We start from the raw sequence: 17,415 nt of genomic DNA on the forward strand, positions 1-17,415 counted from the left end.
GTTCAAGACTCTTTGTACAACCGAAGTGTAATAAAGTTGTTGGTGACGCTACGCTAAACACCAAAAACGGCAGGGGTGACGTTATACTAAATACCAACAGCAAAATTCTTACGATTGATAGCTCAGCAATGAGTATGAATCACTCCTTTCAACATACGAGTAGAGGATTCTTCAGGAATGCAGATCCGTCGTAAACCAACGGATACCTATCATCACCGCCCTAACATCCAGCAAAAGTGAGGCCCGCACTCCATGAGCTCAGATAAATGATGATAACTTCTCGGACCGAGTAATCTTTCAGAGAAACTTACATCCTTGCCTGAACAGAAACCCGATAAACCTCTTTCGTTCGTATCATACTTAGCTTCTCAAATGATTTTACGTAACCCAGTACTAGCTGTGCTCTTGGTCCTGCTAGGCAGTGTGTCCGCTTTTACTCAAGCCAAGAAAAATTTATCGCTTTTTGAAGGGTACCTATTTGCTTACTTCGAGGGTTCGGGTGACCCGCTCAAGCAGGAGCAGCTACGCCTGGGCATCAGTAAGGATGCTATTCACTGGTCTGCTTTAAATAACAATCAGCCTATCCTTGCCTCCAGTGACATCTCGCAAACGGGCGGAATCCGGGATCCGCATTTGGTACGGGGGGAGGATGGACATACCTTTTACCTGACGGCGACCGATATGTTCGTCGGTAAGAATGGTTGGGGCAGCAATCCGGGGATTGTTCTGTTGCGATCCACTAATCTGGTGGATTGGACGCATCAGAGTATTGACCTGGCCAAAGCCTATCCGCAGACATTTGGGAAGGTACAATGGGTATGGGCTCCGCAAACCATTTATGACCCACAGGTAAAGAAGTATCTGATCTACTTCACCGTACGTTTCAAAGACGATTCCAAGCTTGATTTTTATTCCGCCTATGCCAATCCGGATTTTACGGGTTTTGAGGGGGAACCCAAGCTGATGTTTCGGGCCAAGTACGGGGCTATTGATGGCGATATTGTGTACAAAGATGGTACCTACCATCTGTTCTTCAAGGGGAATACCAAAGATGAGCATGGGAAAGAAATTAAAAATGGCATTCAACAGGCCACATCGAAGTCGCTGAGCGGTCCCTGGGTAGAGGACTTTAAGTACCTGGATGCGTATTCGGATAAAAAGATTGTGGTGGAAGGGTCCAGTGTATTTAAACGCAATGATTCAGACGAGTATATCCTGATGTATGACCTCTATACCAACCTGCGGTATGAGTTTCAGCGAAGCACCGATCTGTATCAGTTTACGGATAAACCCGAGTCTTTCACTAAAAACTTTAATCCCCGACACGGCAGTGTCATCGGCATTACCCGGGAAGAAGCCCGCCGCCTGCAGGCGAAATGGGGTGGGGTCCCTAACGACTTGTTACAGCCCGTCGAGGCTTCCGACCGCTACACCTTCACGTCCAAAGGAAACCCCATCATCACGCATGCGTACACGGCTGATCCGGCGGCTCTGGTGAAGGGAGATACGCTGTGGTTGTTCGCGGGCCACGATTTCGCGGGTGGCCAAAGTGGGTATAAAATGAAAGACTGGCTGGTGTATTCAACCACGGATCTTCAAACGTGGACCCAGTATCCCGTGCCCTTACAAATAGCGGATTTCCCCTGGGCGAAGAGTGGAGATGCGTACGCGGGTCAGGTCATTGAAAGAAACGGGAAGTATTATTGGTACATCAGCACGAATTGGTCGGGTATTGGCGTGGCCGTAGCGGATCGACCAGAAGGCCCTTACAAAGATGCCTTGGGCAAACCTCTGCTTACTAATAAGGATTGTTTCGCTTCGTCCCATTCCTGGGCCTGTATTGACCCTACGGTGTATATCGATGCGAACGATCAGGCTTGGCTTTTCTGGGGCAACCGCGAATGCTATTATACCCGGCTCAAGAAAAATATGATTGAAATTGAAGGAGAAATCAAACGAGTTCAGTTCCCTGGTTTCGATTTTACGGAAGCTCCCTGGATTCATACGCACAAAGGCAAATACTACCTGAGTTACGCGACGGGGTTCCCGGAGAAAATTGCGTATGCCGTGGCCGATGCAATCGAAGGGCCTTACCAATACAAAGGTATTTTAAATGAAATTGCCGGCAATAGCAATACCAACCATCAGGCGATCGTCCAGCATAAAGGTCAGTGGTACTTCATCTACCACAACGGCGGTATTCAAACCGACGGTAGCAGTTTTAGTCGCTCGATATGCATTGACAAACTAGAGTATAACAAAAACGGAACTTTAAAACGGGTGATAATGACGACTGAAGGCGTTACGAATACGTCTAAATGAGTTTTAAAAAACGATTGTAGAAAGGATTAATAAGCCAAGCGACCTAAATCAATCATGACTTAGTAGGATCGATTTAGGCCGCTTGGCTTTCTATACCCGTATGGTCTGAGTACGGACGCGTAAAAACAAGGATGCGGACGCCTTTCTCCAAGGCCTACAACACCGTTACGAACGGACCGGAGGTTGGACTAAATTTCTGATAGTTGCTGCATCACATTCCTTTCTTTCGTTGAGAGTTGTGCTAAAATATCAGTGGCTTGTTCAATGTACGTTCTATCCTTGGTTTCACTGACTTGTAAAAACAAATTTGAAATTTCCGTCCAAGCGTTAGCAATGTCAATGAATTCTTCGTGTGCCTGTTTGAGGATGTCAAGTTTCAAAAGGTCGTAACTTTCTTGTAAAAAGTCTCTGTACAAATTTCTGAATAAAGCTCCTCCTGTTCCTGCTTTCTCCATAATGATAGCACAAGCCTTAAATTCTTTTTCAATACTATTACTGGTATCATACCATTCTTGTATCGCTTTGCTTGCTTTTAAAATTCCTTTATAACCGATATTATTGATGGGGGGATTTATATACTCAGTCGCATTCGTACGAATAGTGGTAAGAATGGCATTTTTTAGATCATAACTTTCATCGGTTTTGTTTAGCGTGTAATGCAAGTTTTTCGAAGACATAGGCCCCTTTTCGTTTCTTGCTAATGCTAAACTTTTTAAACTTGTTTTTACGTGTACGCCTTGTTGTTTAGTGTCTATCAAAAATGCTGTTTCATGATCGTAATCATACATGGCAACATAGTGTCCTGCGAAATGAAATGGGTTCGAGAAATATTCTAAATGATAACAGTCCAGTTTTAACCCCACAACCTTCCCCTCGTCGATTAGTTGTTTTACGTTATTCCAAGCCTTTTGAGTGGAAGACGTTTCTTTAAGTATTAATTCAAGATTTAAGTTTTTGGCAAGATTTTGGGTTAGCAAATCAGTTTTAATTCGTCCACCCATGAAAGGGAAGTCCATGGTTTTCATATTCCAAAAAATGAAACCAAGTCCTTGCCCTATTCCAAATAGCATGGGTTCAGAAAGTTCAATACCAAGTTGACGCAATAAGGTCCCCGTTGCCGTTGTTTCACAATGTTGTCCGTAAAATGGTTTTAAGTTTTCTATTTTCATTTTATGGTTTTTTGATCATTAACGTCTGATTTTTATTTATTCCAAACGTATTCGACACGGGATTAACGAAAACAAAGGAACGATCTGACGCTCAACCATAGTGAATCTTTGGAAATGACTATAAAGGGTTGGAACATCGAAATTAGGTTCTAAAACCAGCCACCAAGTTCGGTTGTCCTTTTGTAAAGTTACAGCTGTCAGAAAATACATGGTTTTTATTTCCTCCAAAGTCTTCGCCTCTGAAGTCTTCCTATAAGACTCATAGATGAACTGATAAAGTCTCTCCATAATAGAAGCGTAGTCAAGAACAAATGCTTCTAGGAGCTTAATCTTATCAGATAGGTCCGCTTGGGCATGATCCGTACCGATGCTTAGCTCGACTTTATGGGTGGGTGAAAGATGGTCAACGTCAGCCTTCCATAACTGTTCACGCGGATGGTAATCGAATGTTCCAAAGGGTTCTATACGCATAGTATAAGAGATGTTAAATCCTAATTAATGCATCTGATCCAGGAACTAAGTCAAAGCCATTTACTCAAGGAAGTAATGAATTTCCAGGTAACGTTTACCTCTTTGATTCGATGTTGAGGGTTCCAGAGCGTCAGTAGTCAGGGCCTGATCTGCTGCAGTCCGTTGATCCGATGTAGTAGGGAATTTTTTCCAAATCCCACCCATCATCAACTTCTGTTCGGGCAGCTTGGTCGAACGTTTACTGTGAGCAATCAGGAGTTTTTCAGCCGTATGTTCGTCGGTTAGTTCATAGATGTCGTATAAATCAACGATGGGGACCAGCGTAAAAGACTTGCCCACCGGAATCATCACAAAACCTTTCAGAGCCGATTTAGAGGTATTGGGCTTGGGCGTTCCCGTAACAATAATACTCGAAGAACAATGCTCTTTAATCGCTTCCGACACGGTTATCTGCAGCGGTTTATAATTCTGATAGTGAAGTTGCAGGCGATCATCCAGTTTCGATAATACCTCTTCTTTTGCTTTTTCGTCCAATCGGGAAAGGGCCATTTCCAGAAAGAGAATCATTCTCTGTTTTGTAAGAAACACACCCGATACTTTAGACAGTTCGGCCGGGGTAATGACCTCATCTTGAACTTTGGTGAAAAGATTGTAAAATCGGCCACCGTTGTCTAGCTCCTGCATCGCTTCCTCAATGCTGGCGTAAGGTTTGATTTTTTCCATCGATTACTAGTGAATAGAGTACTGGATTTTGGTCGTAGAGAGTAGAAGCCTTCCCAAAGCGAGTGAGGGGTTTCAGTAGTAAAGAAGCCAGGTGTACCGTTTATGTGTGTTTTTTCGGATGAATGGCCGTTGATACCGATCAACCTAGAAGTACACTCGCTCCGCAGCGTGATTCCGAAACCTATAAATTAATCTTCGATGGCTTCAATTCCCAGTTGTTTTAATCGCTCCAAGTTGTCCTGCATGGCTTTTAGTTGCTCGGGCGTATGTCCCTGCCATTCCGTAATTTCACCAACGACCTTGAGCGGCTGTAAGGAACGATAGGAGCGGGTAGGGTTCCCCGGGAATTTCTTATCGGTCAGGTTAGGGTCGTTCTCAATAGGGCCGGTAGGTTCTACCTTATAGATTCGTTCATGCCCTTCACTCACGGCTAGCTCAGCACCCCAGATGGCGGCATCCAGGGTGGCAGTTAAGTAGATATATTTTGCTTGATTTCGCTGGCCGTAGTTAGACTGGAAGCCCGGCCTAATGAGATCACCCGGTTTCAAATCAGCCTTGGTTCCGTGGTAGAAGCTCTCTGAAGGTAAATCGTTGGTCTGGTTCATTGGTTGGGTAGTTTGGTTGTTGAGTAAAAGCTTTCGTTTATACTGGGGCTTGTTTATGATCTTTGCGGTTGTTTGGCAGGTCGTTGCCAGCAGCGGCTAAATGAATAAGTTAATGAATTCTAATGTAACAGGAGCTTATGAATATTTACGAATACCAGCGGTTAGTCGGCAAAATAGAAGATGTTCCTGCGTTGAAGGAAGAGTTTATAGCCTTGTATGATACCAAAAGTCACCGGGAAATGGTGCAGTTCTGTTTGGCATTCGGGCAACATTTGATCGAGAAAACGGGCTTCGAACCCTGCCACGAAATAAAGGCAGCATTCGAAGCCATGCAAAGATGGCTGGATGGAAAAACCAATTATCACGAAGCCAGGAATTTGAGTATGGAGATTAGCCGAGTGGCTAAACTTGAAAAAGACCCGGCTAAAGTGAAATTTTTGAGAACGCAGGCTCAGATAGCGGCTAGCCCGCATACGAAATATCATGGTTTGTGGGCCACTGATTTTGCGGTGACCATGATCAATAAACTGTTTCCCGGCGATCTGGAAGAAGTAAGAAAAGAAAGAGAAGCACAGGTAAAGTTGTTGAAGGAGCTTTAATTTTTCGGGGTGAGCGGTTGCTTCGCCGTTGTTGGTGTTTAGCGTAGCGTCATCAAAAGCGGCGGAGTGTAATGTCACTAACAACAGTCGTTCGAGAAGTAAGGAAACAATAAAGGCCCGCCATACACGCGAGCCTTTATTAGTTAATGAAACCAAAACCTACTCCTTCTCTGACCGCAAGAGGAAGTTATCAAATACTCCTGTACCTTCCCCCTTGGCAATCACTCCAACCCGAACGGCCCGATCCCAGGGTGGTAAAAAGACACCATTTACGGAATCGAATACCTGCGTGTTTTTTCCGTTGATGAGGTATTTGAAGGTAACGTTTTTACTCTTGCCGTTGTTGGTGTTTAGCGTAGCGTCACCAACAACTTAAACATTGAACGAAACTTTACTTGGGGTTACCTCGCTCTTGTTTAACCAAGTAGTATCTAACAATCAGTACTTATTAATCGGCGTATAGCTTTATATAGCTATAAACCATATTTGTTAGATATGGCTAAAAATCATGCATGAGCATCAGTATCCCGCTTTTTTTACAGCGACTATTCTTTCCTGGAAACACATACTCAAGCCTGATAAATATAAACAACTCATCATTGACAGTTTACGATTTTTAGTAGAAAATAATCGAGTCATTGTATATGGATTTGTAATTATGCCAAATCACCTTCACCTGATTTGGAAGATAATGCCACCCTTTAGTAAGTCAGAAGTACAGCGAGATTTTTTGAAATTTACGGGTCAGTGCATTAAAAATGATATTCAGAAAAACCATCCAGCAGTTTTAGAAAAATTAGCAAGTACACAAGGCGATCGAAAATATCAGATTTGGGAAAGAAATTCTTTATCTATCTACTGCTACTCAAATAAAGTCATACTAGAAAAGCTAACCTATATTCATAATAATCCTAATCAACCGCACTGGAATTTGGCCCATGTACCCGAAGATTATTATTATTCTAGTGCCCGATTTTATGAATTTAATCAGGATGAGTTTGGGTTTCTCACTCATTATAGGGAGTGAGGCTGAGTTGTTGGTGACGCTACGCTAAACACCAACAACGGCGGAGAGTTCAATTCTTGTTTTAAAAGAATCACCTTCTACTATATCATCAATTTCTCCAAAAATGCGATTACTTTTCATTTAATATAATGCGATAATTAATGCTACGTACTCATTGTTGGTCTTTAGTAAAGCGTAACTAATAGCGGTAGAGGTCTTAATATTCGTAAAAGTTTACAAAACAACAAAGGCCCGCCCTACCAGCGAGCCTTTATCCGTTTAAAAAACTAAAAACTATTCCTTCTCCGACCGCAAGAGGAAGTTGTCAAACACGCCCGTGCCTTCCCCCTTGGCAATCACCCCAACCCGAACGGCTCGATCCCAGGGTGGTAAAAACGCTCCATCCACGGAATCGAATACCTGCATGTTTTTTCCGTTGATGAGGTATTTGAAGGTAACTTCTTTAGCATTTTTCACCTGAGCCTGTAAGATTACCGTTTTCGCGTTCGACAGCGGGAGCGTTTGCAGGACTTTATCTTTTCCTTTTTCCCGCTTCCAGACGAGTAACTCGCCCTTTTGAACCGAAAGACCGAGGGCATTATCATCATCCCCGATTAAACTCAAACCGCTTTTTAAGTCCGTGGTTTTAGGCACCTCCACCTGTACCTGAGCCGTGTAGTTGCCGGTATAGGTTTTACGAGCCAGGTACACGCCCGCCTGTTCGGGAATGGCTTTCAGGTGAAGTTTGCCGCCTTTAGTCTGATACTCCGGCCAGTGGAAAACCGACCAGTTCCACAGGTTTGAAGCCTTCGAAAAATCATCTTTCACGACCGCTGGCACCTGATTGGCCGTCGCTACGGGAGCTTTGAAGGCAATCCAGCCGTCGGGCGTAAATTCAAACTCCCGAAGCAGGCCCTGGCGACCGGAGTAAGCAGTACTCTTCGTGCTATACGCGTGGTAGAGGAAGTAGTATTTTCCATCTTTTTCGATGGGGGTACCGTGACCGGGGCATTTCCAGGTTTCGTCCGATGTCAGAATCGGATTGCCTGAAAATTTCTCCCAGGGACCAAGCAGATTTTTAGCACGAGCCACGCCCGACACGTACGTACACCCTTCGCCGCAACAACCCGCTGCCGCGTAGAAAGCATAGAAATATCCACCGTGCCGCATCATCGAAACGCCTTCAACCAGATTCGCCTCCCAGGGCTGATCGTTCCGGAAGAGTTCTTTTTTCTCACCCAGCAAAGCGGTCCGTTCTTCGTTCATTTCCTGAATCCAGATGGGCGTCGGCTGCCGAATGCTGTTGCCGTCTTCTTTCCAGATCAGGTGCAGTTTGCCGTTTTCGTCCCGCATGGGGAAGGCATCAATGGAGCCGTCGGACTCGCACATCAGCGGGCCGTGATCTTTCCAGGGACCTTCGGGTTTATCAGCACTGGCGACGGCGACGCAAAGATTTCCACCTTTTTTGTGAGCCGTGTAATAGGCGTATACTTTTCCTTTTTCGTAGGAGATTTCCGGTGCCCAGAAGTAATAATCCGCCCAGTCGGGCAGCTTCGGAAAGATATACCCGACGGTTTGCCAGTGAATCAGATCTTTGGATTTCAGCAATGGATACTCCGGTGCCCAGTTGGACGAGGTAGCCGAAGCCCAATACGTATCCCCAATTTTAGTAACCGAAGGGTCGGCGTGATCGCCGGGAATAACGGCTTGCTGTTGAGCATACGTAGCCGTTGCAAGGGCTAGGAGAGAGGTTAGAAAAATCGATTTCATAGTGTAAAAGTAAAATCATTCGCCCGCCGGAACGGCAATCGAGCGACCCGTAGCGACGGGTTCGCCAAACTGCGGCAGGCCCGAGCTGGTAAAGGTAAAGGGTTGCATCCGAATGTTACGTCTTTCGCCGCAACCTTCGCCGGTATTGGTGTTGGCATGGTACAAAAGCCAGTTTTCCGAGCCATTGGGCGACTGGAAAAAGCAGTTATGGCCCGGTCCGAAAGCATTGGCGGAGGGGGACTTTGTGAATACGGGTTGTTGCGTTTTGGTCCAGTCGGCGGCGTTGAGCGGATCGCCGCCTTCCCGCAAACTAAGCATGCCGAGGGCGTAATCGTCCGTGCCGCAGTAACTGGCTGAATAAATCATAAATACACGACCCTGCGGATTTTTTAGTACCTGAGGCCCTTCGTTTACGCCAAAGCCGTTGCGTTCCCAGTTGAGTTCGGGGGTAGTGAGCAGTGTCGTTTTTCCCGTCAGCGTCCAGGGATTTCCCATTTTGGAAATGTAAATTTCCTGACGTTCGACTTTATTGACCCCTTTCGGCCAGCCGCTCCAGAGAAAGTACAGACTGCCGTTGTGTTCGAGCACATTCCCATCCAAGGCGTAATTATCGTTTTCGGGATTGAACAGCCGCCCTTTCTGGGTCCAGGTGCCCTGGGTTGGGTCGGCACTGGCGTTTTCCAACACCCAGGTACGCTGGGAATATTCTTCCGTATCCGATCCGGCGGTGTAGTACACGTACCATTTACCGTTCAGAAAATAGATTTCAGGAGCCCAGAGATTCCGCGAATTGGCTCCTGTGGCGGGTGGTGTAAAGATGGTCGTGCGGCGGGCGGAGTTCAGCTCACTCATTTTTTCCGTACGCCACAAATCCACGCGATTGCCCACAGTTTGCATGTAGTAGTACTGCCCGTCTTTGCGGTATACGAACGGATCAGCTCCGTTTTGAATCGGATTGCGGAACGTAGCCTCCGAGGGGGCGGGCGGTGGCGTAACGGGCGTGGAATTGTCTTTCCCGCAGGAAAACCCAATCCAGAGTACCAATACTAAATAGCGAAGATTCATACAACGATCTATAAAAGGGGTGGTTTCTGCAACACTGTTCCGAAACCACCCGTAGCCTTAATAACCCTGATTTTGCGACAGACTGGGATTCAGATCAAGGTCCGATTGCGGAATAGGATAGTATGCCGACTTATTGAGCGTAAACGAACCAAACTCCGGATCGCGTGCTCGCAGGGCGGGGAGATTGGCCTCCGTCAATTCGCCCCAGCGTTGCAGGTCGAACCAGCGTTGGCCTTCGCCCGAAAGTTCAGTAACCCGTTCGTGTTTGATCTGAGTCCGGAACTGGGCTTGGGACAGACCCGGTTGAGCCGCCGTTAAGCGAGCGAGTCCTACCCGCTGGCGTACCTGATCGACGTAGGTATAGGCTTCGGTGGTGCGGCCCAGCTCGTTGAGGCATTCCGCGTAGAGCAGCAGAATGTCCGCGTAGCGAATCAGACGGTAGTTGTTGGGCGAGCGGAAGCCTTCTTCATTTTTCCAATGATCGTTGAGTGGCTTACGGAACCAGACCGAATTCCGATCCGGACCCGTACCGTAGCGACTGGCGAAGGTTTGACCATAAATGAGCGTTTGACTAGGGCCGCGTACATCCGTCGAGTCGTACAAAAACGAAGCCTCCACGCGAGGATCACGGGCTCCCGTCGTCGTACGTTCCTTCTGCATTTCCCCGATCATCCAGCGGCGGGCGGCACCGTCCGAGAAGCCCACACCCCGGGGAGCCAGAAACTGCGGCAGCGACGCTCCGACGTTAATCACGGCCCCTTCCTGCGTATCGTCGTCGGTGGTTTCGTTGTTGTTCTGGGCAAACTGAATCTCAAATACCGATTCTGTATTGTTTTCCTGGGTAATGATGAAGTTGTCGCGGTAGTTAGGCATGAGCCGGTACACGTCGCGTCCTTCGCCCGTGATGAACCAGGCCAAAGCGGTTTGGGCCTCCTGGAACTTACGTTGCTGCATCAAAGCTTTGCCCAGCAAACCATACGCTGAACCCCGGGTTACGCGACCCAGGTCGTCGCCCGAGTACCGCAAGGGTAGGTCGGGAGCAGCTTCGGTAAGGTCGGTTTGAATCTGGGTCCAGATTTGTTCGGGGGTCGCGTTGCTGGGCGTGTCCGAGGTAAGTACCGAACGAAGAATCAGCGGTGGCCGATTAAACAAACTCACCAAGTTGAAATACATCAGGGCCCGCAGTACCTTGGCTTCCGCCAGCAGGCGACGCTTCACGGTCTCATCCATGGTAATGGCAGGAACGTTTTCGAGTACCTGATTCGCCCGCCAGATGACCACGTAACTATCCGCCCAGGTACCTGCCGTCAGATTCTGATTGTAATCGGTTTGTACAAAGCTCATCAGGTTATTCAAACCAATATCACCCCCCGACCCGAAACCTTCGTCCGAACGCAGGCTGGTGTGGTAAAACATCCAGCGACCGTACAGCGGTGTACGGTGCAGGCCACTATACACGGCATTGACGCCCCGAATGGCATCGTTTTGCGACTGCCAGAATTGCTCAACGGTAAGCGAGTTGGGGTTGGGAGCATCAAAATCCCGGTTGCACCCTAGCAGTAGGGGAAGCAAGCCGTAGAGAATAAATGTTATCTTTTTCATACGTAGCAAAGTCAGTAGGACGATTTCTTGACTATTCAGGAAATCAGCGGTTTAGAAGTTGAGATTTAAGCCGAAAGACACCATGCGGGAAGACGGATAGTTACCCGCATCCAGACCCGGTTCGAGGATCACGTTCCCGCCCACAATGTCCGGATCAAGACCCGTGTAGCCGGTAAACGTATACAGGTTCTGACCGCTCACGTAGACGCGGGCATCGCTCAGGCCAAAGCGGGTCAGGAACGGTTTGGGAATGGAATACCCGAATTCCACGTTCCGGATTCGCAGGTACGAACCACTTTCCAGCCAGCGGTCGCTGTCGTTGCGGGCGTTGGAAACGATACCGCGATCCACCGCCGGATCACCGGCTATGCCCGTTCCGTACGAAACGCCAATCCGAGGGAAATCCGTATTGGGGTTCTCGGCCGTCCAGGGCTGAATGCCGCGGCGGTAGTTGGAGTAACCCAGAGCATCCAAATCGCGGCGTACATCATTGTAGACTTTCTGACCGAATGAACCATAGAATTGTACGGCCAGCGAGAAATTCTTGTAAGAGCTATTGAATTGCAACCCGGCCTGCAGTTTCGGCCAGGGCGAACCCACGAATAGCCGATCCAGGGAGTTGATGTCGTCGTTGGTACCGTTGTCTACGGCATTTACGTAGCGAATATCGCCCGGTTTGGCGTAAGCCGCCTGAGCCCGGTGAGCATCGATTTCCCCCTGATTCTGGAAGATACCATCCGTCTTGAGCAGGAACCACTCGCCAATCGAACGACCCACCTGCGAACGGGTGAGGGTGGTGGCAATGTAATTACGCGATTGTCCGGTTTCGGGATCGATGCCCAGGTTACCCAATTCCAGCACTTTGTTACGGATGACGGAAAGGTTACCCGAAATCGACCATTTAAAATCCTTATCATTGTTGCGGTACGTCAGGTCCAGCTCCACGCCCTGGTTCTGGATGGAGCCGATGTTGGTAAGCGGATTGCCGCCGAGGTTACCGGTATACGCCGGAATGGGTGATTGCACCAGTACATCGCGGGCGACGGAACGGAAGGCGTCCAGTGTAACGCCGAGGCGATTATTGAACATGCTTAGATCCACGCCGAAGTTGGTCGTCGTTTTTTGTTCCCAGCGTAAATTCTGGTTGACAATCCGGGCCTGCGTAGCACCCTGAAAAGCCGTTTGATCAGAACCGAATACGGCCCGTGGACCCTGCGTAATGAAACCGGTATACTGGTAATTGCCCAAATTGGCCTGACCCAGTACCCCATACGAACCGCGAATTTTCAGATCGTTGATCCACCCAACTTTGAAAAACTCTTCTTCGCTTAACCGCCAGCCCAGGGCCACGGAGGGGAAGTTACCCCGGCGGTAATTGGGGGAGAAGCGGGAATCTTTATCCGACCGGAAGGTAAGCGTTACCAGGTAGCGATAATCGAAGTTATAGTTCAAGCGACCCAGGTACGAGCCGATGAGCGTCTGGTTGTTGCCGCCCGAAGCCGTCATGCCACCCGTAGCCGAACTGATCGTGGTAAAGTACTGACCGTTGGCAACGGTGAGTTGCTGGCGACTGGCAAAGGCGTTGTTATTCCGAATGGTCTGATTTACCAGCCCGACGACGCCGTTGATGCTGTGCTTGCCGAAGGTCCGGTTGAAGTTCAGCGTATGTTCAAAAAGCGTACTTAGAAATTGCGAACGGTTTTCGCCCGTGCTACTGAATTCCGGCGACTGATTCCAGTACCAGAGACCTTCGCGGCGGACACCCCCCGCATTATCGAAGCTGGTTTCCAGACCGGCATTGAAACGGTATTGCAGCCAGTCGAAGAGTTTAACGTCCACGTAGGCATTTCCCAGTACTTTAAAAAAGGTAGTGTGATTCCGGGTCAATTCGGCTACGGCTACCTGATTTCGGGCGAAGGTACGGGTGTCGATTGAGCCGAAACCATAGCCACCCGGATTGCTTGTACTGATCAGACTGGGATCCCGAACCGGTATGATGGGCAGGTTATTAGCCAGATCGTACCAGGGGTTGCCCTCGGCAAAACCGCCACTGAACGGACTGTTACGTACGGAGTTGGAAATCATCAGGTTTTCACCAAACGTAAACCGACCACGTTTGGCTTCCGTGTTGATCCGCAGGGACATCCGTTCAAAATTGTTACGAATCAGCGTTCCTTCGTCTTTAAAATAACTGCCGGAGATCAGGTAGCTCGAATTGGCTCCGCCGCCCGAAAGTGTCAGGTTGTAATCCTGTACCGAACCCGTTCGAATTAACTCATCCTGCCAGTTGGTATTGGGGCTGGTGGCGGGATCGAAGTTCGCAATGGAAGGTTGTAGGGCGTAGCCAGCGGCCTGATAAGCCCGGCGGTTGAAATCGACGTACTCCTGGGCGTGCATCATGTCCCAGCGGCGGGGAATGGAGGAAAGGGTGTACCGTCCCGATACGCTTACTTTCATCGGACCTTCTTTGCCTTTTTTCGTAGTAATGATCACCACGCCGTTGGCCGCCCGTGACCCGTAAATGGCGGCTGCGGAGGCATCTTTCAATACCTGCATCGAAGCAATATCATCGGGGTTGACGGTTGTATTGGCGTCGGCGTACATACCGTCGATGATATAAAGCGGATTGGAATTTCCGTTGAGGGTACTCAATCCCCGAATCTGAATGACGGCTTCCTGACCGGGAGCACCACCGTTTCGGATCGTTACGCCCGAAAGCTGCCCCTGCAGCGATTCCACGGCCGAACGGGTCACGATTTTACTCGTATTCTCAATTTCCACCAGACCCGTAGCTCCGGTCAGATCTTTCTTCCGAACGCTTTGGTAACCAATGACCACGACTTCATTGAGCGACTGGTTATCGGGTTCAAGCTGTACGTTGACTTCCGTCCGGTTGTTAATTGCTATTTCCTGACTTTTATAACCGATGTAACTGAAAACCAAGGTGCCGTTCGCCTGGTCGTCGGGAACGTTGAAGCTGTAGGTCCCGTTGGCGTCGGTGGTAGCCCCGACGCTGGTGTTCGCTTTCAGGTAAACGTTGACGCCGGGCAGTCCCTGCTGGGTTTCATCCGTTACCCGTCCGGTGATACGAATGACGGCTCGGGTAGGCACCATGTTCAGGGCCATCGTACCCTGCTGACGGACGAGCGGTTGAGCATGGGCGGATAAGACACCCAGACCGAGTGTGAATACCAAACCACGTCTGAAAAAAAGGTTTAAGTGGATCATGTAGTGAGCAGAATAAAAAATAATCGAAAAGGAAAATGCTTCGGATGGTTCAGCAGAACGGTGCGTTCGCTGGCACATCCGCTGGATGTAGACAAAACCCCACAGGTATACGGTGGGTTAACGGAGGGCATGAACCTAATACCCTAAACGTCGAAGCGTCGCTGGCCTATCAGGTTGCTCGGGGATTGAGGCCAGGAGCCATAGGTAGACTACAGGCAATCAGTGGTTGATGAAGGGTTAAAACAGATCAAGAGGATTAAGTTTAGCTAGACTTTTCATACGCGGTACTCCCTAAGAAAGCGAAAGACTTTATTCGCAAAAACTCCGTTCCTGAGCCGTACCCTACCCAATCGCAGGATTAAATAGAAAAGCCGTTCGGTCTGGGGCCGCTAATGCCTACCTTTGCGATCGTATCTGGTTTGTTGTTCGTATGGTTGTTCCTCCGCATCACAATTGGTTTCGTCTGCTCTTCGTCTGGAAAGGCTCCATCATTGAAAAAATTTACCCACGGCTAATCGCTCTGTTCTTCTTCTGCTGTGTGGTCGTTTACCTGCGAGGGGAGATTTTCCAGGTAAAAATTGCCCTGAATCCTACGCCTTTTACGCTGATTGGCGTCGCCGTAGCCATCTTTCTGGGCTTTCGCAATAGTGCGAGCTATGATCGGTACTGGGAAGGAAGAAAACTGTGGGGGGCTCTGGTCTTGGAAAGTCGTTCAATGATGCGACAGGTAACCACCTTAAGTGGCTTGGCGATGGATTCTGTTGAAATACAGCACTTTTCCCGCTTACTGATTGCCTTTACTTACGCCCTGAAACATCAGTTGCGGAAAACGAGTCCGGAAGCGGACTTGCAACGGCTGTTATCTCCGGAGCTTACCGATCGTCTGATGCAGGCTCGATTTAAACCCGTACTGATTCTGCGGGAAATGGGGTACTGGCTGCAGCAGCAACGCCAACGCGGCCAGCTCGACTCGATTACGTTGGTCACGATGGACACGACAATCAATCATCTTTCGGGCGTCTTAGCGGGGTGTGAACGCATTGCCAATACGCCTATTCCGTATACGTATAATGTACTTTTACATCGAACGGTGTACTTATACGGATTATTCCTGCCCTTTGGTTTGGTGGATACTTTGGGTTGGACCACGCCCTTTATCGTGGTATTTATTGGGTATACCTTTATTGCGGTGGATGCGATTGGCAATGAAATTGAAGAGCCGTTTGGTACCGAGCCTAACGACCTGCCGCTGAACGCTATGTGTCAGATTATTGAAGCCAGCGTTCGGGAAACCATTGGAGAAACCGTAGCTACGTCGGTGACGACTCAACCTTTCATTGTGGATTAAGGCTGAAAAAGCGTTTGTACGCGTTGAAGGCTATCCGTACAGATGATATCGCCCCGCTGTAGTACCTGTTCGTACAGGGGTTTGGCCTGAGTGAAAGGCAGCGTATCCACGTTCCCATTTGTGCCTACGGAAGTCATGATGCCCATCGCATGAATCCGGTCGTAAAAGGCTTGAGGCTGCAACTTACCCGGTGTTAAGGCGACAAGATTCTTATAGGGTAAGCCAGATTTTTCAATCGTTTCAATGGCTTTAGCGTCATTGAAACCCAAGGCCAGCATGAGGGAAGGATACCGCTGGTGAAGGAATTGAGCTTCAGCGACCGAGTAGCAGATGACAATAACGTCACCAAGCATACGAGCCTTCTCAACGGCTGTCATCATCCGAATCGGATCCGTCTCTGGTTTTTTGTCGAGGAAGAGTACCACTTTTCCCCGGGCAAATGTCAGCAGTTCTTCCAGTCGCGGTATGCGTTGTCCGTGCAGTACCTTTCCCGTTTCATCCCGTAATTCCAGCTTACGTAGTTCCTGATACGTAAAATCGCTTAGCTTGCCCGTACCCGTAGTCGTCCGCTCCAGCGTCGCATCGTGCAGGAGTAGCAGTACGCTGTCTTTGCTCATGCGTACATCGATTTCCTGCGTGGCACAGGGAGCGATTCGGTATGCGTGTTTCATCGCAGCCAGTGTGTTTTCCGAATAGCCCGGCAGAGGGGTCGTCCGATGAGCCATGATGAGTTTCTTACCCGGTTCCCAGTGAAAGAATTGAGCAAGGGACTCGTTTTTCTGACGGCAGATCTTACGAAAGGGTGGGTGAGGCAGAATCAAAAGAAGTACGAGAGAAAGCAGATAACGCATGGAATGAGCGGAGATTTCGGGCAAAAATCGGTATTCTTTTTCACTGGAATCGCTCGTAGCAGTTAAGTTTTTAGCCGTTGCGGGAAATGGCTCAGAACTTTACCGTTTTTGCCTGGTTTTTAGAAAAAGTCAAGACGGCAATGAAACAAGTTTTGCTCACGGGGGGTACCGGCCTGATTGGTACACGACTCACCGAATTACTACTTGAACGCGGCTATGCCGTTGCCTACCTCACCCGGGGCAGTAAAAGCGAAGCCAGCATTGATCCGAAAGTCAAGCAGTATCGCTGGGATATCAGTAAAAATGAACTCGACGAAAAAGCCCTCGCCGAAAGTCAGTACCTGATCCATCTGGCCGGAGCGGGCATCGCAGAAGGTCGCTGGACGGACGAACGCAAACAGGAAATCATCGACAGCCGAACGAAAACCATTGGACTGATCGCCCGTAAACTCCGCGAAACCGGACATCGGTTTGAGTCGTTCGTCTCGGCTTCGGGCATTAGCTATTACGGAGCCGATACGGGTGCCGAGTGGCTCTCCGAACAATATACCCCTGGTATCGATTACCTAGCCGACGTAGTCGTGCAATGGGAAGCCGCTGCCGATGAATTGTCAGATCTGGGGATTCGAACTTCCAAACTCCGTACGGGTAGTGTG

14 protein-coding genes are annotated in these 17,415 nt (G+C 48.8%); 5 read left to right on the forward strand and 9 right to left on the reverse strand.

Annotated features, from left to right (window positions below):
* Positions 1-399: 399 nt before the first annotated feature.
* A complete protein-coding gene (locus ACOJTG_RS02780) occupies positions 400-2,322 on the forward strand; it encodes a family 43 glycosylhydrolase (protein ID WP_420152408.1) in 1,923 nt (640 codons plus the stop codon).
* A gap of 188 nt (positions 2,323-2,510) precedes the next feature.
* Here ACOJTG_RS02780 and ACOJTG_RS02785 read toward each other — a convergent pair whose 3' ends face one another.
* The 4 genes from ACOJTG_RS02785 to arr form a co-directional block, all read right to left on the reverse strand.
* Positions 2,511-3,491, reverse strand: a complete 981-nt coding sequence (locus tag ACOJTG_RS02785) for a BtrH N-terminal domain-containing protein (protein WP_420152409.1) — start codon at positions 3,489-3,491, stop codon at positions 2,511-2,513.
* A gap of 36 nt (positions 3,492-3,527) precedes the next feature.
* Positions 3,528-3,962, reverse strand: a complete 435-nt coding sequence (locus ACOJTG_RS02790) for a hypothetical protein (protein ID WP_420152410.1) — start codon at positions 3,960-3,962, stop codon at positions 3,528-3,530.
* A gap of 60 nt (positions 3,963-4,022) precedes the next feature.
* Complete coding sequence (locus tag ACOJTG_RS02795; protein ID WP_420152411.1) at positions 4,023-4,685, reverse strand: hypothetical protein; 663 nt, start codon at positions 4,683-4,685, stop codon at positions 4,023-4,025.
* 188 nt (positions 4,686-4,873) lie between these two features.
* On the reverse strand, positions 4,874-5,290 hold the full coding sequence (gene arr / locus ACOJTG_RS02800) for an NAD(+)--rifampin ADP-ribosyltransferase (RefSeq protein ID WP_420152412.1): 417 nt from the start codon (positions 5,288-5,290) through the stop codon (positions 4,874-4,876).
* A 137-nt stretch (positions 5,291-5,427) separates the two neighbouring features.
* Here arr and ACOJTG_RS02805 point away from each other — a divergent pair, with 137 nt between their 5' ends.
* Positions 5,428-5,889: a putative immunity protein gene (locus tag ACOJTG_RS02805; RefSeq protein WP_420152413.1), complete on the forward strand. Its 462-nt coding sequence runs from the start codon at positions 5,428-5,430 to the stop codon at positions 5,887-5,889.
* Positions 5,890-6,397: 508 nt separating this feature from the next.
* Entirely contained in the window at positions 6,398-6,916 is a 519-nt protein-coding gene (locus ACOJTG_RS02810; protein WP_420152414.1) for a transposase, read from the forward strand.
* A gap of 273 nt (positions 6,917-7,189) precedes the next feature.
* On the opposite strand, the gene ACOJTG_RS02815 is transcribed toward ACOJTG_RS02810, so the two are convergent.
* The 4 genes from ACOJTG_RS02815 to ACOJTG_RS02830 are packed head-to-tail and all read right to left on the reverse strand — an operon-like array spanning position 7,190 to position 14,560.
* Positions 7,190-8,665 (reverse strand): glycoside hydrolase family 43 protein, encoded by a 1,476-nt coding sequence (locus tag ACOJTG_RS02815; protein ID WP_420152415.1) that lies wholly within the window; start codon positions 8,663-8,665, stop codon positions 7,190-7,192.
* Positions 8,666-8,680: 15 nt separating this feature from the next.
* Positions 8,681-9,730, reverse strand: a complete 1,050-nt coding sequence (locus ACOJTG_RS02820; RefSeq protein ID WP_420152416.1) for a family 43 glycosylhydrolase — start codon at positions 9,728-9,730, stop codon at positions 8,681-8,683.
* A 57-nt stretch (positions 9,731-9,787) separates the two neighbouring features.
* Positions 9,788-11,332, reverse strand: a complete 1,545-nt coding sequence (locus ACOJTG_RS02825; RefSeq protein ID WP_420152417.1) for a RagB/SusD family nutrient uptake outer membrane protein — start codon at positions 11,330-11,332, stop codon at positions 9,788-9,790.
* A 51-nt stretch (positions 11,333-11,383) separates the two neighbouring features.
* Positions 11,384-14,560: a SusC/RagA family TonB-linked outer membrane protein gene (locus ACOJTG_RS02830; RefSeq protein ID WP_420152418.1), complete on the reverse strand. Its 3,177-nt coding sequence runs from the start codon at positions 14,558-14,560 to the stop codon at positions 11,384-11,386.
* A 430-nt stretch (positions 14,561-14,990) separates the two neighbouring features.
* On the opposite strand from ACOJTG_RS02830, the gene ACOJTG_RS02835 reads away from it, so the two are divergent.
* On the forward strand, positions 14,991-15,908 hold the full coding sequence (locus ACOJTG_RS02835) for a bestrophin family protein (RefSeq protein ID WP_420152419.1): 918 nt from the start codon (positions 14,991-14,993) through the stop codon (positions 15,906-15,908).
* On the opposite strand, the gene ACOJTG_RS02840 is transcribed toward ACOJTG_RS02835, so the two are convergent.
* Positions 15,905-16,759, reverse strand: coding sequence for a glycerophosphodiester phosphodiesterase family protein (locus ACOJTG_RS02840; RefSeq protein WP_420152420.1), 855 nt, complete (start codon positions 16,757-16,759; stop codon positions 15,905-15,907). The genes ACOJTG_RS02835 and ACOJTG_RS02840 overlap by 4 nt on opposite strands.
* 140 nt (positions 16,760-16,899) lie before the next feature.
* Here ACOJTG_RS02840 and ACOJTG_RS02845 point away from each other — a divergent pair.
* Positions 16,900-17,415, forward strand: a 516-nt coding sequence (locus ACOJTG_RS02845) for an NAD-dependent epimerase/dehydratase family protein (RefSeq protein ID WP_420152421.1), incomplete at its 3' end; no start/stop codon positions are given.

The organism is Siphonobacter sp., assembly GCF_048595215.1.
Taxonomy (GTDB): Bacteria; Bacteroidota; Bacteroidia; order Cytophagales; family Spirosomataceae; genus Siphonobacter.